The organism is Streptomyces sp. NBC_00490 (assembly GCF_036013645.1).
GTDB classification, from domain to species: Bacteria; Actinomycetota; Actinomycetes; order Streptomycetales; family Streptomycetaceae; genus Streptomyces; species Streptomyces canus_F.
Window position 1 is genome coordinate 159,651 of the sequence record NZ_CP107870.1, and the last position, 24,843, is coordinate 184,493.

Annotated in this window: 19 protein-coding genes; 15 read left to right on the top strand and 4 right to left on the bottom strand. The window is 71.1% G+C overall.

What is annotated here, in order from left to right:
- Positions 1-166: 166 nt before the first annotated feature.
- The 3 genes from OG381_RS49110 to OG381_RS49120 form a co-directional block, all read right to left on the bottom strand.
- Entirely contained in the window at positions 167-1,204 is a 1,038-nt protein-coding gene (locus OG381_RS49110) for a helix-turn-helix transcriptional regulator (protein WP_327722924.1), read from the bottom strand.
- Between the two features lie 81 nt (positions 1,205-1,285).
- Positions 1,286-2,314, bottom strand: coding sequence for an AIR synthase-related protein (locus OG381_RS49115; RefSeq protein WP_327722926.1), 1,029 nt, complete (start codon positions 2,312-2,314; stop codon positions 1,286-1,288).
- 151 nt (positions 2,315-2,465) lie between these two features.
- Positions 2,466-3,422, bottom strand: coding sequence for an AfsA-related hotdog domain-containing protein (locus OG381_RS49120; RefSeq protein WP_327722927.1), 957 nt, complete (start codon positions 3,420-3,422; stop codon positions 2,466-2,468).
- Between the two features lie 669 nt (positions 3,423-4,091).
- Here OG381_RS49120 and OG381_RS49125 point away from each other — a divergent pair.
- The 11 genes from OG381_RS49125 (at position 4,092) to OG381_RS49175 (ending at position 18,857) form a co-directional block, all read left to right on the top strand.
- A complete protein-coding gene (locus tag OG381_RS49125; RefSeq protein WP_327722929.1) occupies positions 4,092-5,291 on the top strand; it encodes a DegT/DnrJ/EryC1/StrS family aminotransferase in 1,200 nt (399 codons plus the stop codon).
- Positions 5,288-6,406 carry a DegT/DnrJ/EryC1/StrS family aminotransferase gene (locus OG381_RS49130; RefSeq protein WP_327722930.1) on the top strand — a complete coding sequence of 373 codons (1,119 nt, stop codon included), beginning with the start codon at positions 5,288-5,290 and terminating at the stop codon, positions 6,404-6,406. The genes OG381_RS49125 and OG381_RS49130 overlap by 4 nt, the downstream gene beginning before the upstream one ends.
- 21 nt (positions 6,407-6,427) lie before the next feature.
- Positions 6,428-7,246: a class I SAM-dependent methyltransferase gene (locus tag OG381_RS49135; protein WP_307038302.1), complete on the top strand. Its 819-nt coding sequence runs from the start codon at positions 6,428-6,430 to the stop codon at positions 7,244-7,246.
- A gap of 36 nt (positions 7,247-7,282) precedes the next feature.
- On the top strand, positions 7,283-8,221 hold the full coding sequence (locus tag OG381_RS49140) for a UbiA family prenyltransferase (protein WP_327722932.1): 939 nt from the start codon (positions 7,283-7,285) through the stop codon (positions 8,219-8,221).
- 25 nt (positions 8,222-8,246) lie between these two features.
- A complete protein-coding gene (locus OG381_RS49145) occupies positions 8,247-9,866 on the top strand; it encodes a class I adenylate-forming enzyme family protein (protein ID WP_327722933.1) in 1,620 nt (539 codons plus the stop codon).
- Positions 9,867-9,911: 45 nt separating this feature from the next.
- Entirely contained in the window at positions 9,912-11,180 is a 1,269-nt protein-coding gene (locus tag OG381_RS49150; protein WP_327722934.1) for a nucleotide sugar dehydrogenase, read from the top strand.
- The gene (locus tag OG381_RS49155) at positions 11,177-12,145 is read left to right on the top strand and encodes an NAD-dependent epimerase/dehydratase family protein (RefSeq protein ID WP_327722936.1); all 969 of its coding nucleotides are present in this window, start codon (positions 11,177-11,179) and stop codon (positions 12,143-12,145) included. The genes OG381_RS49150 and OG381_RS49155 overlap by 4 nt, the downstream gene beginning before the upstream one ends.
- A gap of 119 nt (positions 12,146-12,264) precedes the next feature.
- Entirely contained in the window at positions 12,265-13,842 is a 1,578-nt protein-coding gene (locus tag OG381_RS49160) for an NAD(P)/FAD-dependent oxidoreductase (RefSeq protein ID WP_327722937.1), read from the top strand.
- Positions 13,839-14,843, top strand: coding sequence for an alpha/beta hydrolase (locus OG381_RS49165; RefSeq protein ID WP_327722939.1), 1,005 nt, complete (start codon positions 13,839-13,841; stop codon positions 14,841-14,843). The genes OG381_RS49160 and OG381_RS49165 overlap by 4 nt, the downstream gene beginning before the upstream one ends.
- Before the next feature lie 34 nt (positions 14,844-14,877).
- Positions 14,878-17,136 carry an MMPL family transporter gene (locus tag OG381_RS49170; RefSeq protein WP_327722941.1) on the top strand — a complete coding sequence of 753 codons (2,259 nt, stop codon included), beginning with the start codon at positions 14,878-14,880 and terminating at the stop codon, positions 17,134-17,136.
- Positions 17,137-17,243: 107 nt separating this feature from the next.
- Positions 17,244-18,857, top strand: coding sequence for an AMP-binding protein (locus tag OG381_RS49175; protein ID WP_327722942.1), 1,614 nt, complete (start codon positions 17,244-17,246; stop codon positions 18,855-18,857).
- A gap of 97 nt (positions 18,858-18,954) precedes the next feature.
- Here OG381_RS49175 and OG381_RS49180 read toward each other — a convergent pair whose 3' ends face one another.
- Positions 18,955-19,557, bottom strand: a complete 603-nt coding sequence (locus OG381_RS49180) for a TetR-like C-terminal domain-containing protein (protein WP_327722943.1) — start codon at positions 19,555-19,557, stop codon at positions 18,955-18,957.
- 218 nt (positions 19,558-19,775) lie between these two features.
- On the opposite strand from OG381_RS49180, the gene OG381_RS49185 reads away from it, so the two are divergent.
- The 4 genes from OG381_RS49185 to OG381_RS49200 all read left to right on the top strand — a co-directional run bounded on the left by OG381_RS49185 (position 19,776) and on the right by OG381_RS49200 (position 24,828).
- Positions 19,776-21,017, top strand: coding sequence for a cytochrome P450 (locus OG381_RS49185; RefSeq protein ID WP_327722944.1), 1,242 nt, complete (start codon positions 19,776-19,778; stop codon positions 21,015-21,017).
- A 35-nt stretch (positions 21,018-21,052) separates the two neighbouring features.
- Positions 21,053-21,796: a nuclear transport factor 2 family protein gene (locus OG381_RS49190; protein WP_327722945.1), complete on the top strand. Its 744-nt coding sequence runs from the start codon at positions 21,053-21,055 to the stop codon at positions 21,794-21,796.
- 14 nt (positions 21,797-21,810) lie between these two features.
- On the top strand, positions 21,811-22,773 hold the full coding sequence (locus tag OG381_RS49195) for a bifunctional transcriptional activator/DNA repair enzyme AdaA (RefSeq protein WP_327722946.1): 963 nt from the start codon (positions 21,811-21,813) through the stop codon (positions 22,771-22,773).
- Positions 22,774-23,145: 372 nt separating this feature from the next.
- Positions 23,146-24,828, top strand: a complete 1,683-nt coding sequence (locus OG381_RS49200; RefSeq protein WP_327722947.1) for an FAD-binding oxidoreductase — start codon at positions 23,146-23,148, stop codon at positions 24,826-24,828.
- The last annotated feature ends 15 nt before the right edge of the window (positions 24,829-24,843 follow it).

Below are 24,843 nucleotides of genomic sequence, written 5' to 3' on the forward strand. Positions count from 1 at the left end.
CCGGCCCCGGAAGTGGGCCCTGAGGCCGGACCGCGGCCTTATGCCGCCTGTTTCAGGGTGGCGGTGACGCGGGGTGGGCACCAGTGCGGACCGGCGGCAGCAAGCTGCGCGGCAGCAACTTCCGCGCCGGGAGCCGCCGTTGGAGCCCTCGCGGGCGGCCCTCCGGTCAGGGCGGCGGCGCGGGGGCGGAGCCGGGGAACAGGCCGGAGATCACCGCGTTCACCCCGGCCTGGAAGCGGCTGGTGGCGTCCAGCTCCTCCATGATCTCCGAGATGTGGCGGCGGCAGGTGCGCACCGACATGCCGAGCCTGCGGGCCACCATCTCGTCCTTGTAGCCCTGGGCCATCAGCTTGACGATGGCCCACTTCACATCGTCGGAGATGTCGGTGTGCTCCTCGGCGTCGGGCTCGAACGGGGTGGCCTGCAACCACAGATGGTCGTAGAGCTTGCACAGGAACGCGACCAGGGTCGGTTCGCGCACCACGATGGCTCCCGGTGGGCGCCCCTCGACGCCCTGTTCGGGCAGGAACACGATCTCCCGGTCGTAGATGATCATGCGGTCGACCAGTTGGTCCGTGGTGCGTACCTCGGCGCCGAGCGCGGTGACATCGCGTATGTACGCGGTGTTGGCGAGGTCTCCGCGCACGGTGTGCTGGTAGATGTGCTGGACCCGGATGCCACGGGCGAGGCGCTCGGCGGTGATGCTGCGTGCGCTCTCCAGCAGGTGGTTGGGGCGCGGGCCGCCGGGCTGGACGGTGAGGACCTCGGTGCGGCAGCGGTCCCCGCAGTCCTTCAGGAGGGCTTCGACGACGAGGTAGTCGCTGATGATGTCGAAGGACTCCATCGGGTTGCGCTGCCGGCGGCTCTCGAAGTAGGCCGGCAGCAGGGCGAGCAGGCCGTCGCGGGTCCGCGAGACGGACTGCTGCAGTTCGCGGATCTGCTCCTCGGCGGGCCCGACCAGGTTCGCGGCCGCCGCGTCGGGGCTCACCGGCACGAGGACGTCGGGTGAGCCGGGCATCGGACGCAACAGGCACAGGCGCACCAGCTGTTGACCGATGGTGTCCGCCTGCTCGAGCGGGATGCCGACCGCCTGTGCGATGTGCTCGGGCGCGTAGCGACCGGCGTGGACGGCTTCCCGGTACGCCGCTATCCCCCTTTCGTCCAGCTCATCGAAAGCGGCGTCAGAAAGGGATATTTCCGGCATCCTGCGTTTACCCCCCGCGGAATGGAAATCAGTCGCCAGGCAACCTTACGGGCCCGGGAACCGGTCCCGGGCCTGCTCGGGTCAGGCCAGCCGGGCGGGCGGCTCGGGCGCGGACCCGAGGGGGATCGTGTGTCCGTCGGCGAGTGCCAGCTCGACCCGGTGGCGGCCGGGCGGCGTCACCTCGCCGACGACGGCGGCATCACGGCCGTACGGGTGGGCGCGCAGCGCGGCCAGGACGTCGTCCGAGGCCTCGGCGGCGACGACGAGACACACACAACTCGCGGTCGCCGCGTGCACGGGGTCGACGCCGAGCTCGTCGAGGGCCACACGCACCTCGTAGTGCACCGGCAGCGCCACCTCCTCGACGCGCAGGCCCAGGCCCGTACCGGCCGCGTACGCGTGCAGGGCGCCGACCAGCCCGGCCCGGCCCACGACGCGCACCGCGCGCAACGCACCGCCGGCTCCCGTGCCGCGCACCTGCTCCAGCAGCCCGGCAAGCGGTACGCACTCGGCGGAGACCACACCCTCGTGCCCGAGCCCTGCCCGGGCCGACAACAGATGGGCGCCGAAACCGCCGAGCGGGGCGCTGACCAGGAGGCGGTCGCCCGCCCGTGGCGGTGTCTCCTGCCCGGCACCGGCCGGCAGGACTCCCAGTCCGGCGGTGTGCAGATAGATCTGGTCGGCCTCACCCGCACGCACCACACGGGCGTCCACGTCGAGGACCACCACCCCGGCCGCCTCGGCGATGTCGCGGACCGAGTCGGCCACGCGGCGCACCTGACGCAGCGGCAGGCCCGCCTCGACCACCGCCGACACCGACAGACCGAGGGGACGCGCGCCCGCGGCCGCCAGTTCGTTGACCGCGCCGCACGCCGCGACCTGGCCTATGTCGCCGTCGCCGTAGAACGGCGGATCGGTCACGTACGTCCCCGACAGCAGCAGGGGCCGGCCCTCACCCAGCGGCGGGCACGGTCCGCGTGCGCCGTCGAGCGCGTCCCGCAGGAACGCCCGCAGCCCGCCGCCGGCCCTGCCGTCGAGGTCGTCCGGCAGCGCTACGTGCCCGGCCAGGGCCAGGGCGGACCCGGGGGAGAAGGCAGTACCGGCAGTCATGAGGGCTTGGCACCTCTTCGTACGGTCGGCGGACAGGGGCGGGCCGGGGCCCGGGGTGCGGGGCCGAGCCGCAGGCGGGCGGCCGGACGGTAGCCGTCGGGCCCGTGGTCGCCGCCCGCGCCACCGTGCGCGGCGCGGCGCGGAAACCGGCTCACCCGGCCTCCGCCGTCACCGCCTCCGCCTGCGCGGTGGTCCGTCCTGCCTGGCGCAGGGTGAGCAGGACCCGGGTCAGGCGGCGGCCCAGGGCATCGATCCCGCCGGGCGCGCTGCGGGCGGTGCAGGTGAGGGGCAGGTCCAGTTCGGCGTGGCCGCGCAGGTGGACCGACAGCCACGTCAGGGCCGTCGCGCACGGCGCGGCCCCGTCGGAGGCGACGGCCAGCAACGTGCTCTGGCGCAGGGCCTCCACGAGCAGCAGGCCGGGTACCGAGTCGGTGGCCTCCGTGAAGAAGACCGGGTGGGACGGGTCCACCAGGACGGTCGTGGTGAGCGTCGACGCCTGACGCACCGGCTCCGAGACGACCACGTTGTCCGGGGTGCACCGGCCGACCAGCGAGGGGGCGGCGGGCCGGGTGCCGGGGCGTGGACCGCCGGCGTCGGGCGTGCGGACCAGGGCCCCGAGGCGACTGGTGGCGCGGTGGTTGCGGGCCACCGTCGGGGTGACGAAGACGAGTTCGGCCGAGCCGGTGCAGGCTTCGGCGCCCTCCAGCCGCAACGTCCCGCCCAGCCGCAGGCTGCGCGGCACACCGGCCACCGTCCGGGTCGGCTCGGCCCGCATCTCCAGAGCCAGCCGGGCGCCCTCGGCGCAGTCCTGCCAGACGGCGGGATCGGACACGCGCAGTGCGAACCGGTAGAACAGCGCGGGCCGTTCGACCGGCACCCCGAAGTGACGGTGCCCGACGTGCAGGCCGGCCCGGCGGACCAGCTCCACGAAGACCAGGGGGTCGTGCAGGCCCGGGGTGTCGTTGAACAGCGGGTGCCCGAGCGGCATGTCGTCGCGCAGGACGAAGCGCTGTTCACCGGCCGGGGCGCTGTGCGGGTGCTCGCTGTGGACCAGGCGCCGGGCGACAGCGGTGGTGTCCAGAGCGCCGAGGACTGCGTGCTGGGACATGGTCGGCTCCTCGGTAAGGGCGGGCCGATGGTGCCCGGCGTCACGGGTCCGGTGGTGCTTCGGGAGGCGGGCGGCCCACCGGACTGCGCACCAGCCTCGCCACTTCGCGGGCCCGGGCCAAGTAGATGGCGATGGCAGCAAGTTGCGTCGCAGGCATTCCTTGTCCCTGCCGCTGCCGGCGGGGCCCGCCCCACGTCCCGCCGCCCGGGGCTTTCCCCGACCGGTGAAACGGCCGCTCGCTCGCGGCTTTAGCCATACGCAGGTCGCGCTGCCCAGACTCACCGGCGCAGGGTCCGTTCCCTGCACCACGGTTCTGCACCCCTCAACCCGAGCGGCGCACCACTCAGGCGTCCCTGCCCATCGTCAGGAAGGTCATGTTCATGATCGAGCCTTTGGACGTACGCCCGTGAGCGTCACCGTCCGGGCACCGGCCAAGGCCGACCTCCCTCTCGCCATGCGCCCGCAGCGGGGGAGCGGCCCTCGCCTCCCCCTGCGCAGCGACCGGCCGAGCCCGGTCCTTTGGGACATGGCCGACGGCAGTGCGGACGCCGCTGCCCTCCCGCGGTCGTCCCGTCGGACGGTGCACACCGCCCAGGCCCCGGCACCGGGCGTGACCGTGCCGATGGACACCGCGCACCGCGGCGGTCCCTCTATCCGTGAAGGAGCAGCGTGAACAGTGTGGCGACGCCGGCCCCGGCCGGCGCACAGACCGCGGCCGGGGTGCCGTTCTTCTCCCAGGCGGCCACCTTCGAACGGCTGTGGCCGCAGATCGCGGCCCACACCTCGGACGTGCTGGAACGCGGCAAGTACTCGCACGGCCGCAAGGTCCTGGAACTGGAACGCGCGATCGCCGAGTACACCGGGGCCCGGCACGCCATCGCCGTGAACAACGGCACCGACGCCCTGGTGCTCCTGCTGCGGGCGGCCGGCGTGCAGCGCGGCGACGAGGTGGTGGTGCCCGCCTTCACCTTCGCGGCGACCGCCACATCGGTGGCCCTGGCCGGAGCCACGCCGGTCTTCGCCGACGTCGACCCGGTGACGTACGCGATGGACCCGGCGTCCTTCGCCCGTGCGGTGACCGAGCGCACGAAGGCCGTCATGCCGGCCCATCTGTTCACCCAGCTCGCCGACATGGACGCGATCGGCGAGATCGCCGCCGCGCACGGCGTGACCGTCCTGGAGGACAGCGCCGAGTCGATCGGCATGCGCTGGAACGGCAAGCACGCCGGCCTCCTCGGGCGCGGTGGCGTCCTGTCGTTCTTCCCCACCAAGACCCTCGGCGCCATCGGCGACGCGGGCATGATCCTCACCGACGACGAGGAAGTCGCCGAGCGGGCCGGGATCCTGCGCCACCACGGTCGTATGGGCAAGACCATCGACCACATCGCCGGCATCTCCAACCTGTCCGGCGCCTCCGGCACCAACTCCAAGATGGACGACATCCAGGCGGCCGTCCTCCTGGCGAAACTGACGGACCTGGACCGCGACATCGCCCGCCGCGCCCAGCTCGCCGAGGCCTACACCGAGCGCCTCAAGGACATCCCGGGCGTCCTGCGCGTGCCCACCGTCGTGGAGCGCGCGGTCCCCACCACCCCGGTCTTCTACGTCTACGAGATCGAGGTCGAGCGGCGCGACGAACTCGTCGCCCACCTGACCGCGCGCGGCATCGGCACCGAGACGTACTACCCGATCCCGCTGCACGTACAGCCCTGCTTCGCCGAACTCGGCTACAGCGAGGGCGACTTCCCGGTCGCGGAGGCCGCCTGCCGCAACGCCGTGGCGCTGCCGTTCTATCCGGACCTGACCGAGGCACAGCTCGACCTCGTCGCCGACGCCGTCCGGGATTTCTTCCAGGGGAGCCAGCTGTGAGGACACTGCCCTTCTTCCCGCCCGACCTCTTCGAGGCGGACCGCGACGCGTTGCTCAAGGCGATGTTCGACGTGGGCACCGACCCCGAGCAGCGCTTCATCCTCGGCCGCCGCACCGCCGAGTTCGAGCAGGAGATCAAGAAGGCCACCGGCGCCCACGACGTCGTGGCGTGCGGCAGCGGCACCGGCGGCCTGGAACTGGCCGTCGGCGCCCTGGACATCGGGCCCGGCGACGAGGTCATCGTCCCCGCGTTCTGCTGCCAGCCGGTCGCATCGTCCGTCATCAACGCGGGCGCCACACCCGTCTTCGCCGACGTCGACCCGTGGACGATGGTCATCGACCCCGACTCGGTGGAGTCCCTCATCACCGAGCGCACCCGCGCGGTGCTGCCGGCCCACCTGTTCAACATCATGGCGGACATGCCGCGGATCAACGAGATCGCGCGGCACCACGACATCGCGGTGATCGAGGACGCGGCCGTCGTCCAGGGCGCGGAACTCGACGGGGTCCCGGCCGGCCGCTGGGGCACCCTCGGCGTCTTCTCCTTCTTCCAGGTCAAGGCGTTCGGCACGGCCGGCGAGGGCGGCGTCGTCCTCACCGACGACCCCGAACTGGCCCGCGCCGTGCGGATGCTGCGCAACCACGGTCAGGACGGCGTGAACCGCTTCCTGCACCACCGCGTCGGCCGCAACAGCCGCTTCGACGAGGTCATCGCGGCCTTCCAGATGCACCGGCTGCCCACCCTCGCCGACCGCCTGGAACGCCGCGCCACCATCGCGGACTACTACACCGAGCGGTTCGCCCCGCTGGCCGAGCGAGGCGTCAAAGCGCCGCCCGCCGGCCGCAACGGCCGCTGCTTCTACGTCTATTCGATCCAGGTGTCCCGCCGCGAGGACCTTCGCGCCTACCTGACCGAGCACGGCATCGGCTCGCACGTCTACTACCCCACGCCGCTGCCGCTGCAGCCCGCCTTCAACGCCTGGGCCCCCGAGGGTGCCGACTGGCCGAACGCGCGCTGGGCCAGCCGGTCGAACCTGGCCATCCCGATCTGGCCGCACCTGACCGACGCCGACGTCGAGCGCATCGCCGACACCATCTGCGACTTCTTCGCCTAAGGACCCGGAGGGCCACCTGTCATGACGACAACCGTCCAGAGCGCCGACGCCTCACAGGAGTACGTCTTCGACTCCTCGTGGGACAAGGAGACCGAGCGGCTGATCACCAACGAGGCCATCTGGGACCCGGGCACCTTCGAGCGCTTCGAGAAACTCGGCGTGAGCGAGGGCTGGCATGTCCTGGAGGTCGGCGCCGGCTCCGGCGCGGCCGCCCGCCGCCTCGCCCAGCTGGTCGGACCCACCGGCCGGGCGGTCGCCGCCGACCTGAAGACCGTGCGCCTGCTCGAGGACCAGAAAAAGGGCACCCTCGACGTCTGGGAGATCGACATCCGCGAGGACGAACTCCCCGAGAACTCCTTCGACCTGGTGCACGCGCGGATGCTGGTGCAGCACCTGCCCGGCCGCCAGGCCGTCATCGACAAGTTCGTGCGCGCCCTGCGCCCCGGCGGCCTGCTGTTCCTGGAGGACACCGACTCCTCCACCCTGTTCCGCTCCGCGTCCGGCGAGGACTTCCTCCAGGACGTACGCGCTGCCGGCTACGGACTGATGCGCGAAGCCGGCCACGACCCGCGCGGCGGCCACGTCGACCTGGAACTGGCGCTCGCCTCCGGCCTCGAGGACGTCACCGCCGAGGGCCGCGTGGTCATGGTGCGCGGTGGCTCCGAACAGGCCCGCCACTACCAGCTGTGGCTGGAGTTCATGGCCCCCCAGATCGTCGCCGCCGGCCTGGTCACCCAGGAACGCATCACCGAGGCGATCACCGAGATGGGCGACCCGTCCCACAACTGGCTCAGCCAGGTCCAGATATCCACCGTCGGCCGCAAGCCCCGCACGGCCTGACGGCCACTCAAGACGACGAAGAGAGGAGGAGCGGACATGAGCCAGGCCATCGCGGTCAAGCCGACCGGGCGGCTGCGCGCCTACGCGCGGCTGGCGAAGCTGTCGTTCTTCGACTACTACCTGGCCGCGCCGGTCGTATGGGCGCTGCTGCCCTCCGATCTGCGAAACGACCCGAAGGTGCTCTGGACGCTGGTCGTCACCACGCTCGGCTGGGTGGCGATGACCGCGGCGACGGTCGCCTTCGACGACGTGCACGGCTTCAGGGACGGCAGCGACGACGTCAACTACGACCCGAAAGCCGCGCTGCGCAACCGTGAGCGCAAGCCGCTGCTCAACGGTGACCTGACGGAACACCAGGCGCTGCGGTTCGGATATCTGGCCCTGCTGGCCAGCCTGCTCTGGATGGGCGTCGCGGTGGCCATCGCCCCGCACACCCCGGCCTGGGTGCTCCTGCTGATCCCGTTCCAGGTGGCGATCAGCGTCCAGTACTCGCACGGAATGCGGCTCAGCTACCGCGGCGGTCAGGAACTGGTGCTGCTGCTGAGCCCCGGCCTGATGGCGCTGATCCCCTACGGCCTGGTCGACGGCCACTTCACCGGCGTCATCGCGCTGGAGACGTATCTGATCGGCGTCTGGTCGCTGCTGGTGTCGGTGTACTCCAACGTCAACGACCGCGAAGGCGACCGTGCGGCCGGCCGCAAGAACCTCGCCACCGTGCTGACGCCGTCCGCCTACTCCGTGGCCATCGCCCTGATCTCGCTGACCGAGACCGCGGCGCTGCTGATCGCCTGGGCGGCCGACGCCGTCCCCGGCTGGTTCCTGCTGTGCATGGTCCCGGTCCTGGTGATGCGGGCCCGGCAACTGCGAGCGGGCCTGGGCCAGAACAACGCGCTGCTGGCCCGCAAGCTCGGCGTCGACACCCACCGACTCGGGGTGGCGGCACTGCTGATCGCCAACCTGCTCGTCATCCGCTGAACCCCCAGGAAGGCAAGGCAGAGCAATGAAGAAGACCCCACGCCCCAAGAACCTGGGTGCGTTGTTCGAGTACTACGCCGACGCGAACACGCCCACCTGGCACCTGGACCGGCCCTACGACATCGCCCCCGAGGGCGGCCGGGAGTACGACGTCGCCGCACTGGCCCGGCTGGTCGCCGACATGTCGGGACGCCTGCACGCGGCCGGTCTGCGCCGCGGCGACCACCTGGCCATCATCAAGGAGAACCACCACGACGTGGTGCTGCTCGCCGCGGCCGCCGCCCGGATCGGCGCGCTGCCCGCGATGATCTCCTCCTCCAACGCCCCCGACGTGCACGCCAAGATCATGGAGCGGTTCCAGCCGAAGGTGCTCATCGCCTCCGGCTCGGTGCTCGGCGCGGCGGCCACCCAGGGCGTACGGCTGACCGGCCCGGGCTGCCAGGTCATCGCCATCGACGGCGACCCCGCGCTCGCCGACGGCGGGATCAGCCTCGCCTCGCTCGCCGGCGCCGAGATCCCGCCGATGAACCTGCGCCCGGACCACGAGCCGATGATCTGCACCCACACCTCCGGCACCACCGGTGTGCCGAAGCTGGTCGTGCACTCCCCGAACACCCTCCTCGGCGTGCTCACCAAGCTGGAGACGATGCCGCTGCCGGGCCTGTCCATCCGGCCCGACGACGTCTTCGCGTCCTGCATCGCCTTCGTCCACGGCCGCGCCATCACCTGGACCTTCGCCCAGCTGGCCCGTCCGCCGAAGAAGGTCGTCATCCTCGGCGGCAACGAGCCGGACCTGGTCGCCGAGATGCTCAGCGAGCACCGGCCGACCGTGCTGGAGGCCTGCCCGAACATCTTCCAGCGCTGGGAGCACCTCACCGAGACGCACCGCCCCGCGTTCAGCCGGGTCCGGTTCTTCGTCAACACCTTCGACGCGATCCACCCGCCCACCGTGCGGGCGTTCATGGACGCCTCCGACCAGCGCCGCCCGGTGTGGGGACAGGTGTGGGGGCAGAGCGAGACGGGACCGGTCGCCATGGCCGTCTACTCCCGCAAGCAGATCCGCAAGAACGAGGGCGCGCTCGACCCGGTCACCAACGTCGTCGGCCGCCCGATCCCCTTCATCACCCAGGTCAAGATCGTCGACCCCGACACCCGCAAGCGGGTCAAGGCCGGCGAGGCCGGCGTGGTCCTCGTCAAGACCAAGGGACGCTGCCTCACCTACCTCGGTGAGGACGACCGCGCCCAGGAGAAGGACTGGGACGGCTGGTGGAACACCGGCGACCTCGGGGTGAAGTCGCGCACCGGTGCACTGCGCCTCCAGGACCGCGAGGTCGACCTGATCCCCGGCACCAGCTCCATCGCCCTGGAGTCGATCCTGCTGGAGCGCATCCGGCGGGCCACCGAGGTGATCGTCCTGGGCGACCCCGAGGGCGGCAGGCCGGTCCCGGTGCTCAGCCTGTCCGAGGGCGAGCTGAGCGAGGAGGAGTGGCAGCAGGCCACCCGCGACCTGCCTGAGCTGGCCCCGCCGCACGTCATCGCGTGGGAGGACTTCCCGCGCACCGGCACCTGGAAGGTGCGCCGCTTCAACCTGCGCCAGCAGGTGCTCGACTCCCAGGCCACCTTCGGCACCGGCCGCTGGACCTGAGCCGACGACCGCCACCACACGACTTCATCAGAAACGGACGGGTCGATGCCAAAGATCGTCATCATGGGCCAGGGGTACGTCGGCCTGCCGCTCGCGGTACGCGCCGTGGAGGCCGGCGAGGACACCACGGTCGTCGGTTTCGACGTCGACGAGGACCGCGTCAAGCGGCTTGCCGCGGGCGAGTCCTTCGTCGAGGACGTCGCGCCGCAGCGGCTGTCGGCCGCACTGGCCACCGGGCGCTATCTGCCCACCACCGAGGAACGCGCGGTCGGCGGCTTCGACGTGGCCGTCATCAGCGTGCCGACGCCGCTGCGCGAGGGCGTCCCCGACCTCAGGGCCATCGAATCGGCCGCCCGGATCCTGGGCCGGTTCCTGCGCCAGGGCTCCACGGTCGTCCTGGAGTCCACCACCTACCCCGGAACCACCGAGGAACTGGTCGCCCCGATCCTGGAGGAGTACTCCGGACTGACCGTGGGCGTCGACTTCCACCTGGGTTACAGCCCGGAGCGGATCGACCCGGGCAACCGGGTGTGGACCCTGGAGACCACCCCCAAGGTCGTCTCCGGTGTCGACGAGGCCTCGCTCGAAGCCGTCGATGCCTTCTACCGCACGGTCGTCGACACGACCGTGCCGGTGAAGTCGCCGAAGGTGGCGGAGCTGACCAAGCTGGTCGAGAACACCTTCCGGCACGTCAACATCGCTCTGGTCAACGAACTCGCCGTCTACGCACGCGAGTTGGGCATCGACGTGTGGGAAGCGGTGGACGCCGCCTCCTCCAAGCCGTTCGGCTTCATGCGCTTCACGCCCGGCCCCGGCGTCGGCGGGCACTGCCTGCCCGTGGACCCGGTCTACCTGTCCTGGCGGGTCAACCGGGCCCTCGGCCACCGCTTCCGCTTCGTCGAGCTCGCCAACGACGTCAACGACCACATGCCCGCCTACGTCGTCCAGCGGCTGCTGACCGCGTTCAACGAGCGCGGCCGCGCCCTGTCCGGCTCCCGCGTGCTGGTGCTCGGTCTGGCCTACAAGCCGGACACCGGCGACGCCCGTGAGTCGCCCGCCGTCCGGGTCGTGGACGGGCTGCTGCGGCTGGGCGCCGAAGTGCGGGCCGTCGACCCGCACGTCGTGGAGAGCTCCCCGGTCGACCCGCGGGTCATCCGCACCGAACTGGACGAGCAGGAACTCGCCGCGGCCGACGCGGTCGTCCTGCTGACCGACCACAGCGCCTTCGACCTCGACCTCATCACCCAGCACGCCCGGTTCATCCTGGACACCCGCCACCGGCTGCCCGCCGGACCGACGGTGGAGTACCTGTGACCAGCGCCGCCCGGCACGTCCTGGTCACCGGCGCGAGCGGGTACATCGGCGGCGCCGTCGCCCATGCCCTGCTGGCCGCCGGGCACCGGGTGACGGGCCTGGTGCGCGACCCGTCCCGGGCGGCCGCGCTGGCCGCCGCCGGGGCCGACCTGCGCACCGGCGACATGCTGCGCCCCCAGACGTACGTACCGCTCGTCCAGGACGCCGACGCGGTCGTGCACGCCGCGCAGCTGCGCTTCACCGGCCGGCTCACCAAGGCCCGCATCCGGCGCATCCGCCAGGCCGACGCGGTCATGGCGGGGGCCCTGGCCGACGCCTGCCGCACCCACGGCCGACGGCTGCTGTACGCGAGCGGTGCCTGGGTCTACGGCGACCACGGCGAGCGGTGGATCGACGAGTCGCTGCCGCACCGCCCCGCCCCGCTCGGGGTGTGGCACGCCGCGGCGACGGCCCGGCTGCGCGCCATGGCGGCCGACGGCCTGGACTCGGTGGTGCTGCACGCCGGATTCGTCTACGGACCGGGCGGCAACTTCCGGGCCGCCTTCGCCGACCAGGCGAGCCGGAGCGGGCGCATCCGTCACCCCGGCGACGGCTCCAACCACTGGAGCTGCGTCCACCTCGACGACCTGGCGGCCGCCTATGTGGCCGCCCTGGAACGGGCACCGGCCGGCGCCGAGTACAACATCGCCGACGACGAGCCGCTGCCGCTGGCGCAGTTCGCCCGCGAGGCCGCCCGCGCACTGGGCGCCGACCTGGCCGCACCGGTGCCCCGGGCGGTGGCCGCGCTCGCCCTCGGCCGCCCCGTCACCACCTCGCTGACCACCTCCTACCGGCTGAGCAACGCCCTGGCACGGGACGAACTGGGCTGGCGCCCGGCGTATCCGACCGTCGCCGACGGCCTGCCCTCGGCCGTGGCCGCCCTGCGCGGCACCCCCACCCCGACCCCCACCTCAACCCCGAGCTGACACACCCGTACCTGACCGCCGGTCACCGGCACCGCCGCCCCACCGCGTCCCGCGGACCTGCCCCGGGACACGACGGCACCGCACCAGCATTCCCACAACGCACGAGAGAGGGCGCACACATGAGCGTCAACCCAGGTGCCCGAGGCGGGCACGGCGGTGACGGCCACGCCGTCGTGATCGGGTCGAGCCTCGCCGGAATGGCCGCAGCGGGGGCCCTGTCCCCGCACATGCGGAAAGTCACGATCATCGAACGTGACCGGCTGACCGTGGAACCTCGCTGGCGGCGAGGCGTGGCCCAGGCACGGCACGCCCACAACCTGATGGCCGCCGGCCACCAGGGCCTGGAGCAGCTCTTCCCCGGCATCACCGACGAACTCCTCACGGCCGGCATGGTCCGCGTCCGGATGCCCGAGGACATGCTGCTGCTCGCCCCCGGCGGCTGGATGTCACGCTTCGAGACCGACCTCGCGATGCTGACCGGCACCCGCGACGTCATCGACGCGGTGGTGCGCCAACGCCTGCGCTCGGACCCGAAGGTGGAGTTCGTCGAGGAGCACGAGGCCCTCGGACTCCAGAACGGACGCGGCGACACCGTCACCGGCGTGTGGGTGCGCGGCAGGGACGGCGAGACGCGCACCGGCTGGGGCGAGAAGTACCTCATCGACGCGGACTTCGTCGTCGACGCCACCGGCCGCAAGTCCAAAGCCCCGCAATGGCTGGAGGACCTCGGCTACGAGCGCCCGCGCGAGTGCGTCGTCGACGCGAAGACCGCGTACGCCACCTCCATCTACGAGCCTCCTGCCGGCCATGCCGCCGACTGGTCCTGCATGCTGCTGATGGCCTCGGCCGACGTCCCCCGCCAGGGCATCCTCAACCCGATCGAGGGCGGGCGCTGGATGGTGTCGGTCTCCGCCAGCGGCGGAGACCGCCCGCCCACCGACCACGAAGGGCTGCTGCGCGCCGCGGGCACCCTGCGTGACCCGGTGCTGCGAGACGTCATCGAGTCCGCCACCCCGCTCGAGCCGGTCCACGGCTCGGGCCGCACCGAGAACCGCTGGCGGCACTACGAGAAGCTGAGCCGCTGGCCCGACGGATTCCTCGTCATCGGCGACGCGTTCGGCGGCTTCAACCCCTCCTACGGGCAGGGCATGTCCGTCGCCGTCCAGTGCGCCCAGGTGCTGAGCGAACGACTCGCCGCGCACGGCACGCACATCGGACTGGCCGGCCGCCTGCGCAAGGCCTTCGCCCGCACCATGACACCCCCATGGCAGCTGGCCACCGGCATGGACTTCTCCTATCCCTGGGTCTACGAGGTCACCCGCCCCGACGCGGTGACGCGGATCGGCAAGCGCTACGTGGACCGCCTCACCGCCGCCGCGGTCACCGACCAGCACGCGGCCCTGCTGATGCTCCAGCACACCCAGCTCCTCGCCTCACCGGCCGCCATGTTCCGGCCGCGGGTGATCGCCGCCGCCCTGCGCGGCCCCAGCGGCCCCGGCCCGGCCGGACCGCCCAGCAACACCCATGGCATCGGCGCGCGGCACTCCCACGCCGCGGACCTCTCCGTCACGAGCATCGCGGACCTCACCGCCCGACGGAGCCCGAGACCTGCCGCGCCCGCACCCGAACAGGTGCCGTCCACGACCGCATCCAGCGCCCCCGGCAGGCCCCTGCACAACACGAGGAGAACCCCATGACCGTCGTCCCGGCGCCGCTGCCCGAGGCGGACACCCCGCCCTGCGTCGGCGAGGACCTCACCGTCCGCGTGCCCGTGGACGGCACCGACCGGCACATCGCCGGCCGGCTCCTGGTCCCCGAACAGGGGGCGGACACGGTCCAGGTCCTCATTCCCGGCCTCACCTACGACCGCCGCTACTGGACCCTGCCCGGCGCCTACGACTACAGCGCCCACATGCTGCGCGCCGGATACGCCGTGCTGCTGCTCGACCGCCTCGGCACCGGAGCCTCCAGCAGACCCCACGGGGACGACGTGAACCTGGACTCCCACGCGGAGAGCATCCACCAGGCGATCGCACTGCTGCGCTCGGGCACCCCGGCAGGCCACCGCTTCTCCCGTGTGGTGAGCGTCGGCCATTCCTACGGATCGGGCATCGCCCTCGTCGAGGCGGCCCGGTACGCGGACGTGGACGGCCTGGTCATCACCGGCATGCTGCACACCACGACCGACTTCTACGAAAAGGTCGACAAGGTCCACGACTTCTTCCACCCGGCGAACCAGGACCCCCTGCTCGCCGGTATCGGCGCGCCCGCCGAGTACCTGACACAGCGTCCCGGACGCCGCGCCAGGATGCTCGAGTTTGCGGGCGGCATCGATCCGGAACTGTCCGCGCACAACGAACTGATCAAGTCCACCGCCACCTGGGGCGAGGGCAATTCCCTGCCCGAGACCTACCGGCCCGAGCACTCGCGGGCCGTCAAGGTGCCCGTCCTGGTGGTGGTCGGGGAACACGACGCGCTCTTCAGCAGCTCGGACGTGGGCTTCGCGGCCCGCTCCGAGGCCGTGCACGCCTTCGAGCGGGACTACTACGCGCCCGAGGCCCAGCTGGAGACCCACGTGGTCCCCGGCGTCGGCCACTCGCTGAACGTGCACCGCGGCGCCGCCGAGTTCTACGACCTGGCACGCGACTGGTTCGACCGCAGATTTGCGGCCGTACGCGGACCCTCCCGGCCGGCGTGAAGCCGAAGCCCTCACCCACACCATAGGAGGAACGATGTTCGACAGGCTTTCACGCCTGGTGCTGCGCTCACCGCGCAAGGTGGTTCTCTTCACCTTGCTGCTGGTGTTCCTCGCCGGAGCCGCAGGCGGCGGCCTGCAAGACCGGCTCACCTCGGGCGGCTACGAGGCCACCGGCACCGAGTCCCGTGCTGCGGCAGAGGAGTTGGAGAAGACCTTCAAGCACGGCGAACCGAACCTGCTGCTGCTGGTCGAGGACAAGCGGGGCGTCGACGACGCCTCCGTCGCCGCGGCCGGCCGTGACCTGACACAGAAGCTGGCCAAGGAGTCCGACATCACCGATGTCGTCTCCTACTGGACCACCGGCAGTAAGGCGCTGCGCAGCAAGGACGGCGACAAGGCCATCGTGCTCGGCCGGATCGACGGCGACTTCGACGACCAGATCGACTGGGCGAAGAAGATCGACGAGAAGTACTCCGGTACCGTCGACGGCCTCGAGGTCAAGACCGGTGGCTCGGCCATGATGTGGCACGAGAACATCGAGACCTCCAGCAAGGACGCCTCCAAGGCCGAGGGCATGGTCTTCCCGCTGCTCCTCATCGTGCTGGTCGTCATCTTCGGCAGCGCCCTGGTCGCGCTGCTGCCGGTGGCCGTCGCGTTCGGCGCGATGCTGGCGTCGATGGGTGCGCTGTTCACCATCACCTTCTTCAACGACACCTCCAGCGTCGTCGTCAACACCACGACGTTCCTCGGTATCGGTCTGGGCATCGACTACTGCCTGCTGTTCGTGACCCGCTACCGCGAGGAACTGCGCCAGGGCCGGGACATCAACACCGCGATCACCACGACCCTGCGCACCGCCGGCCGCACCATCCTGTTCTCCGCGCTCACCGTGGCCGTCGCGTTCGTCGGCCTGCTCGTCCTGCCGTTCACGATGCTGCGCTCGCTCGCGATCGGCTGCATGACCACCGCACTGGTCGCCGCCGCGGTCACTCTCATCCTGGCCCCGGCGGTGCTGCGCTGGATCGGCCCGCGCGTCGACAAGTGGAGCCTGTTCAAGCGCAAGCAGAACCCGGCCAACGACGGCGGCGGCTTCTGGCACCGCACGTCCACCGCCGTGATGCGCCGTCCGGTGCGGGTCGCCGTGCTGATCCTCGCCGTCGTCATCACCCTCGGCCTGCCGTCCATGGACATGAAGCTGCGGCTGCCCGACGAGGCGGTCCTGCCCGCCGACGCCAAGTCCGCCCAGGTCGCCCAGGTGCTGAAGAAGGACTTCGACACCCGCGAGCAGCAGGCCCTGACCGTGGTCGCGGCCAACGCCGGCGACCCGAGCACGAAGACCGACACCATCGACGCCTACGCCAAGGACCTCTCGAAGGTCGCCGACGTCAGCCGCGTCGACGCCCTGACCGGCTCCTACGTCGACGGTGCCAAGGTCGCCGAGGCGACCGAGGCCAACACCCGCTTCGGGGTGACTGCGGGCACCTACCTGTCCGTGGTGCCGTCGGTCGACGCCTACGGCTCGCAGGGCGAGAAGCTCGTCGAGGCGGTGCGTGACACCAAGGCGCCGTTCGACATCAAGGTCGGTGGCCCGGCGGCGGTCAGCGTCGACACCTTCGACACGCTGCGCGAGAACCTGCCGCTGTCCGGGGCGATCCTGTTCATCGGCATGTTCCTGCTGCTGTTCCTGCTCACCGGCAGCATCCTGCTGCCGCTGCAGTCGATCCTGCTGACCGTGCTCAGCCTCACCGCCACCTTCGGCGCCCTGGTCTTCATCTTCCAGGAAGGCCACATGGCAAGCCTGTTCGGTGACTTCATCATCACCGGCAGCATCACCTGGACCGTGCCGATCATGTGCTTCGGTCTGGCCTTCGCCCTGTCGATGGACTACCAGGTGTTCATGCTGTCGCGGATCAAGGAGGAGTACGACCGTACCGGCGACAACGAACTGGCCGTCGCCAACGGTCTGGAGCGGGTCGGCAAGGTCGTCACCTACGCGGCCGTGCTGCTCTCGCTGGTCTTCCTGGTCCTCATCACCTCCGGCATCAGCTACATGAAGGCGATCGGCCTCGGTATGGCACTGGCGATCCTCATGGACGCCACCCTGATCCGCGGCGGTCTCCTGCCGGCCCTGATGAAGCTGTTCGGCAGCGCCAACTGGTGGGCGCCAGGCCCGCTGCGGAAGTTCCACGCCCGCTACGGCCTCAGTGAGGCCGAAACGGAGCCGGCACCGCCGATCCCCGGCGGGCGCACCGGAAGCGACACCGACACTCCGGTCCCCAGCCAGCCGCACTGACGCCGCACCGGCCGCCGCCGGCCCGACCCCGCACACAGCGGGGCGGGCCGGCGGCGGCCCCGGCTCCAGGCGTCCCCGAGAGGTCCTACGACGGAAGAGAACGGCCGATGCCCAAGACCAAGCGCCCCAAGAACATAGGGGCCCACTTCGACCACTTCGCCGGGAAGCCGGGGCCCATCTGGCACCTGGACCGGCCCTTCGACATCGCCCCCGACGCGGGCCGCGCCTACGACTCCACGTCCCTGGCGCACCTGGTGCAGGACATGTCGGGACGCCTGTACGCGGCGGGACTGCGCCGCGGCGACCGGCTGGCGATCATCAAGCACAACCACATGGACGTCGTCCTGCTGGCCGCGGCCGCCGCCCGGATCGGCGGCCTGCCCGCCATGATCACCTCGACCTTTGCGCCGGACACCCTCGGCAAGATGATGGAGCGTCTGGAACCGAAGGTGATCGTCGCCTCCGACGACGTGCTGGCGGCCGCCCACGAACAGGGCGTCCAGCTGGCCGGACCCGGCACCCGGGTGCTCGCCGTCGAGGGCGAGCTGCTGTCCGGCGACGCCACCCGCCTCGCCGACCTCGCCGGCAGCGACATCCCCGCGCCGGACCTGCGCCCGGACTCCGAGCCGATGCTGCTCACCCACACCTCCGGCACCACGGGCATCCCGAAGTTCGTGATGCACTCGGCGGACACCATCGGCGTGTACGGGGTGATGGAGACCATCCGCATCCCGTTCCTGTCCACGCGCCCCGACGACACCGTCGCCTCCTGCATAGCCTTCGTGCACTCGCGCGCCGTGACGTGGGTGATGGCCCAGTCGGTGCTGATCCCCTCCAAGGTCGTGGTGCTCGGTGGCTCCGACCCGGACGTGGTCGTGGAGACGCTCGGGCGCAACCGCCCCACCACACTGGAGGCCTGCCCCAACATCTTCCAGCGCTGGGAGCACCTGCCGAAGGCGCACCCGGAGCTCTTCAGCGACGTACGGATGTTCGTCTCCACCTTCGACGCCATCCACCCCAGCACGATCCGCACCTTCATGGAGACCAGCCGCCGGCGCCGCCCGGTGTGGGCGCAGAGCTGGGGGCAGAGCGAGATCGGTCCCGCCACGCTGGCGCAGTACCCCAAGCGCAAGGTGATGCGGAAACGATCCGACGACCACGGGACGTTCACCCGGAACGTGGGCCGGCCGGTCCCCTTCGTCACCAAGATCAAGGTGGTCGACCCGGAGACCCGCCGCCCGGTCTCACGCGGCAAGAGCGGCCTGGTCCTGATCAACGGCAAGGGCCGCTGCCTGGGCTACCTCGGCGAGCCCGAGCGCTACAACGAGAAGGTCTGGGACGGCTGGTGGAACACCGGTGACATCGGCGTCCACCGCTGGGACGGCACCGTGGACATCCTTGACCGAGAGGTCGACGTCATACCCGGCACCAGCGGCATCGAGCTGGAGAGCCTGCTGCTGGAACGTCTCGAGGACGCCTCCGAGGTCATTGTGCTCGGCAACCCCAACGGACTGCCCGTGCCGATCATCTCGACCCACAGCGGCACCCTGGACCGCGACGCGTGGAAGCGTGCCACGGCCGGTCTGATCGCGCTCGACGAGCCCCGGATCATCGACTGGGACGACTTCCCGCGCACCGGCACGTGGAAGGTACGCCGGTTCGACCTGCGGGAGAAGGTGCTGCAGAGCAGCGAGACCTTCGGCAGTGGCCGCTGGACATGACCCGTAAGAACCCTTGAGCCTCGGCCCGGACACCCGGGCCGAGGACGGCAGCGGGCCGGCCCGTATCGAACGGGCCGGCCCGCTGCCGTGTCCGGACTCAGGCCCGCGAGGCGGGCACGCCCAGGCCGGCCAGCGCGTGGTCGGCGAGGGAGGCGGCCAGCTCGGCGGTGAGCGGGCCGGTGCCCAGCAGCAGCCGGAACCACAGGGAGCCGAAGACCAGGTCGACTGCCGTGTTCAGATCGATGTCGGTACGCAACTGGCCCTGTTCCTGGGCCAGTTCGAAACGGGCTCGGGCCACCGTCCGGTTGGGCGTGTACACCTTCTTCAGGAAGGCCGCCGCGAGACGTTCGTCCGAGTGGATCTCGGCGATGACGGCCCGCAGGTGCGGACCGATGCCGGGATCGGCGAACAGCCGTGCCGTGGCGGCCAGTTGCTGCTCCAGATCCGCCCGGATGTCACCGGTGCGGGGAAACCTCATGTGCGGGGCGACGGCGTGCAGCAGCGCCTCCATCACGAGCAGGTTCTTGGCGGGCCACCCGGCCCGCACCACCTCCTCGTCCACGCCCGCGCGCCGGGCGGCGTCACCCACGTCGAACGCCTCGTAGGCACGCTCGCGGCACAGTCCGAGCACCGCGTCGAAGACCCGCTCACGCGTCGTCACATCGCCCGCCACCAGGGCGGATTGCTCCACGCTTGTCATGTGCAAAAGCGTATTGCGCTGCCCGTCGGGGCCCGAGCCGAGCGCCCTGACAACAACTGGCCATGCAGGAAATGACGGCTCCCCCGCCACCTGTCCGCTGTGGTTCCGTGAGGCCCACTGGCCGAAAGAGACAGCGAGCCGGCGCGGATCAGCGCGGGCGGAGCCGGATGTCCTGAGCGTTCTGCGACAGGGGACAAACAACTCCAAGCGGAGGACATGTGAGCGGCACGACGACGACGCGGGCTGGTGCCGGGGGCATGCTCGGCTTCGACCCCACCGACCCAGGTTTCCAGCAGGACCCCTACCAGCACTACCGGCGCCTGCGGGAAAGCACCCCCGTCTTCCGCAGCCCGGCGGGCTTCTGGGTGCTCACCCGGCACCGGGAGTGCGACCTCGTCATGAGGGACGAGCGGTTCGGCTATCCGTCGCCCGCGGCGACGGCCCCGGACACGCCCGACGGGACGGCGCTGCCCGGCGGATTCGCCGACCAGCGCCACATGCTCATCTTCATGAACCCGCCGGACCACACCCGGATGCGCCGCGTCCTGCGCGACACCTTCGGACCGCGCGTCATGCGCAGCGCCAACGGCTACATCGAGCAGCGGACCGGGCAACTCCTCGACGAGGCCCTGCACAACGGCCCCGAGTTCGACCTCATCACCGCCCTCGCGCACCGGCTGCCGTTCGGAGTCATCTGCCACCTGCTCGGGGTGCCGGAGCCCGACCACCTGATGATCGAGAAGTGGGCGCAGGACTACCTGGCCGGCGTGAGCCCCTCGTTCACCGTCTCCCAGGCCAACCACCAGGCCAGGGACGAGGCACTGACCGGGCTCAACGACTACTTCCTCGCGCTGGCGGCAGAGCGGCGCCGCGCACCGGGAGAGGACGTGCTGAGCCGCCTCGCGGCCGCGGCCGACCAGGGAGAGATCAGCGAACAGGAGCTCCTGGGCACCTGCATCCTGCTGTTCATCGCCGGACACGGCACGACCACCAACCTCATCGGCAACGGTGCCCTCGCCCTGCTGCGACACCCCGACCAGCTGGCCCGGTTCCGCAGCGAGCCGGAACTGGCGGGCAGCGCCGTCGAGGAACTCCTGCGCTACGACTCGCCCTCCCACCTGTCCATCCGGGTGGCGTTCGAGGACGTCGACCTCGGCGAGGGCAACGTGGTCGGCGCGGGCGAACAGGTCATCGCCGTCCGGGGCGCCGCCAACCGCGACCCCGACGCCTTCCCGGACCCGGACACCCTCGACCTCGGCCGCACCGACAACCGCCACCTCAGCTTCGCCTCGGGCATCCACGTCTGCTTCGGCGCGCCCCTGGCCCGCACCCAGGGCAAGGTCGCCCTCGGCACGCTCTTCCGCCGGGCACCCGGGCTGACGCTGGCCGCCGACCGGTTCGAGTACAAGCCCAGCCTGCTCTCCCGCGCACTGGAAGCCCTCCCGGTCACCACCGGCTGAGTTCCGCGCACCCACCCTCAACCTTGGAGATTCGGATGAGTACCAAGAACCTCATCGTGGAAGGCGTGCTGGAGCTGACCGGCGGCGCCGACACCGACGGCGCCCTCGAGAAGTACTACGCGCCCGACTTCACCCAGCACAGCCCGCTGTGCTCGGACGGTCCGGCGGGCCTGCGCCAGCTGACCGAGCGGGCCAAGGGCGCCGGCGCCCAGTACGAGCTGCTGCGCTCGATCGCCGAGGACGACCTGGTGCTGCTGCACGCCCGGGTCACCGGCCTCGCCGAGGTGCCGCTCATCCTGTTCAACCTGTACCGCGCCGGCGACAACAAGATCCAGGAGCACTGGGAGGCGCTGGGCCCGGAGATCGGCCCGACCGCGTCCGGCCACGACATGGGCGACGGCCCCGCCGAGGTCACCGACCGCGACCGCACCGCCGCGAACAAGGACCTGGTACGCCGCCTGATCGACGAGGTCTACGTCGGCGGCGACCTGGCCGCGCTCGACGGATACGTCAAGGACGGCGAGCTGACCCGGCACGCCCCCGGAGTCGCCGACGGTGTCGCCGGCCTGCGCGAGACGCTCGCCGGCGCCGACTACCTCAAGGTCCACCGGGTCCTGGCCGAGGGCAACTTCGTCTTCACCCACTCCGAAGGCACCCTGAACGGCACACCGCACGCCTTCGGCGACCTGTTCCGCGTCGCGGACGGGAAGATCGTCGAGTACTGGGACATCAGGACCGAGATCCCCGAGCAACTGCCGCACAGCAACGGCATGTTCTGAGCGGGGGAGAGAAGATGAGGGCGGCGCCGGCACCGACACGGCCGCCGGCGGCCGCCGACGGTGACCTCCGCGCGTACGAGAGCGACGAACAGCGCTGGCGAGCGGTCCGGGAACGCGACGACGCCGCCGACGGACGGTTCTACTACGCCGTGACGACGACCGGGATCTACAACCGGCCCTCGTGCGCGGCACGCCTGGCGCGGCGGGAGAACGTGGAGTTCCACGCGTCGCTCGAGGAACTGCACACCCGAGGCTACCGGCCCTGCCGCCGCTGCCAGCCGGGCGAGCCCGAGCCGAACCGGCTGCAAGCCGCCATCGTGGCCCGCACCTGCCTGCTGATGAACACCGCGGTGGCGCCACCGAACCTGGACGACCTGGCGCACAGCGCCGGCTACAGCCGCTTCCACTTCCACCGCATGTTCAAGTCACTGACCGGCCTGACCCCGCACGCCTACTGGACGGCGGTCCGGGCACAGCGGGTGCGCGAAGAGCTGATCCGCGCGCGGACCGTCTCCGACGCGATCTACCAGTCGGGCTTCACCACCACGGGCCAGTTCTACGCCGTCTCCTCGTCGATACTGGGCATGACCCCGCAGGAGTACCGCGCGGGCGGGGCGGGCCTGGAGATCCACTCGGCCATGGGCGCCACCGACGCGGACCCGGTACTGGTGGCGATGACGGCGACAGGAGTCTGCGCGGTTCTGGAGGGCCCGGAGCACGCGGCCCGCGCGCGGCTGGCGGAACTCTTCCCCTATGCGGTGCGCCGTGCCGACGACCGGGGCTTCGAAGCGCGACTCGCCCACGCACTGGCTCACCCCGCGGCCGGGCATCCCGTCGATGCGCTTCTTCCGCGGGATGTCCGCCGAGTCTGCCGGCATGAGCGGATCCGCCGACTGCTCCGCATCCATCTGGACCCGGCATCCGCCTCCGGTCCCGCCCCGGCCCCCGGCAAGGAGACGGCGCTGCACGTGAGCTGAGCGCCCGCACCACCACACAGCCCGCCCGTGACGTCTGCCGGGCGGGCTTCTTCATGCACCGTGGCGTGATCTTTCCTACGAGCCGACCACCCAGGTCCGCGGCGGGCACATCAGGATCTCGCCATGCGGCGTCCTTTGTCACATCGCCGTCGCCGAGGCCGTCTTCGGTCTGAATCCGCAGGCCGCACACGCCGTCGGGCCTGGCCCGTACGACGGTCCGGGAGCCTCCTCGCCGTGTTTGTCAGCCGTTGCGAAAATGCGCCGGGCGGGCGGGAAAGCCGCCGAGTACGAGCGCAATTTTCTGAGTGCCGGTGGCGTGAACCGATCTATAGCGTGGCCGTATTGACTCATCAGGACAAAGGGGTTGGCTCGATGGCTCGCCACGCTGAAGGTATCCACAGGCGGAACTTCCTCACCGGGGGCGCGGCTGCCGGAGGAGCCGCCCTCCTGACCGGAACGGCCCTCGCCACACCGTCCGCAGCGGCTGACCAAGCCGTACCGGCGGCGGGGCCGATCACCACGGTGGCCCCCGGTGACAAGCGGTACAAGGACCTGGTGCAGGGCTGGAACCAGAGATGGTCCTCCGCACCCGAGAGGATCTGCCTCGCCGAGACGACCGCGCAGGTCCGCTCCGTCGTCCAGGCGGCCGTGACCGCCGGGAAGCGCCTGACGGTGCGCAGCGGCGGCCACTGCTTCGAGGACTGGGTGTTCAACCCCGACGTACAGGTCATCCTCGACATGACCAGGATGGACCGGATCTACTTCGACCCCGACAAGAACGCCGTCTGCGTCGAAGCCGGCGCGCAGGTGCTGAACGTGTACGAGCGCATGTACCGCACCTGGGGCGTCACCATCCCCGCCGGCACCTGCTTCCAGGTCGGCGTCGGCGGCCATGTCAGCGGCGGCGGCTGGGGCCTGCTCTGCCGCCAGATGGGGCTGATCGTCGACCACCTGTACGGCGTCGAGGTCGTCTGCGTCGGCGCCGACGGCACGGCGACGGTCAAGGTCGCCACCCGCGAGCCGAACGACCCGAACCGTGACCTGTGGTGGGCCCACACCGGCGGTGGCGGCGGCAACTTCGGTGTCGTCACCCGCTTCTGGTTCCGCTCTCCCGGAGCGACCGGCACCAACCCCGCGAAACTGCTTCCGCAGCCGCCGGCCGAGGTGTTCCTGCACGCCACCGCCTGGCCCTGGGCCGATATGACCAAGGACCGCTTCGCACGGCTGGTCAAGAACTTCGGCGACTGGCACACCAAGAACCTCAAGTCCGGCACCGTCAACGACAACCTGACCAGCGTGCTGTGGCTGAACCACAAGTCGGCCGGCTACATCGGCCTGGTCACCCAGGTCGACGCGACCGTCCCGGACGCGCAGAAGATACTCGACGACTACCTCGGCGCCATCACCGCCGGCCTGGACGTGGCCCAGGAGCCGATGACCACCCCCATGGGCGAGGTGGCGGCCATGCCCGACCTCGCAGCCCCGCGCCGGATGCCCTGGCTCCAGGCCGCCCGCTACATCGGCACCACCAACCCGACGCTGAACGACCCCACCTTCAGGTCCGACTTCAAGTCCGCCTACTACCGCAAGACCATGCCGACGGCCCACATCGACGAGTTCTACCGGCACCTGACACGGGACGACCTCGTCAACTCCACCGCCGCGGTGCAGGTGAGCTCCTTCGGCGGCCAGGTCAACGCGGTCGCCCCGGACGCCACCGCCGCCCCGCACCGCGAAGCCGCGTTCAAGGCGGCCTGGGGACTGTGGTGGAACGACCCCGCGGCCGAGGACATCTCACTGCGCTGGATCCGCGAGTTCTACCACGGTGTCTTCGCCGCCACGGGCGGTGTCCCCGTCATCAACGACGTGACCGACGGCGCCTACATCAACTACCCGGACATCGACCTGAGCGACCCGAAGTACAACACCTCCGGCGTGCCCTGGCACGACCTGTACTACAAGTCCGGCTACGCCCGGCTCCAGAAGGTCAAGCAGGCGTACGACCCGCGCGACTTCTTCCGCCACAGCCAGTCGGTGAAGCTGCCGACCACCTGACAGGGCCCGCTCGAC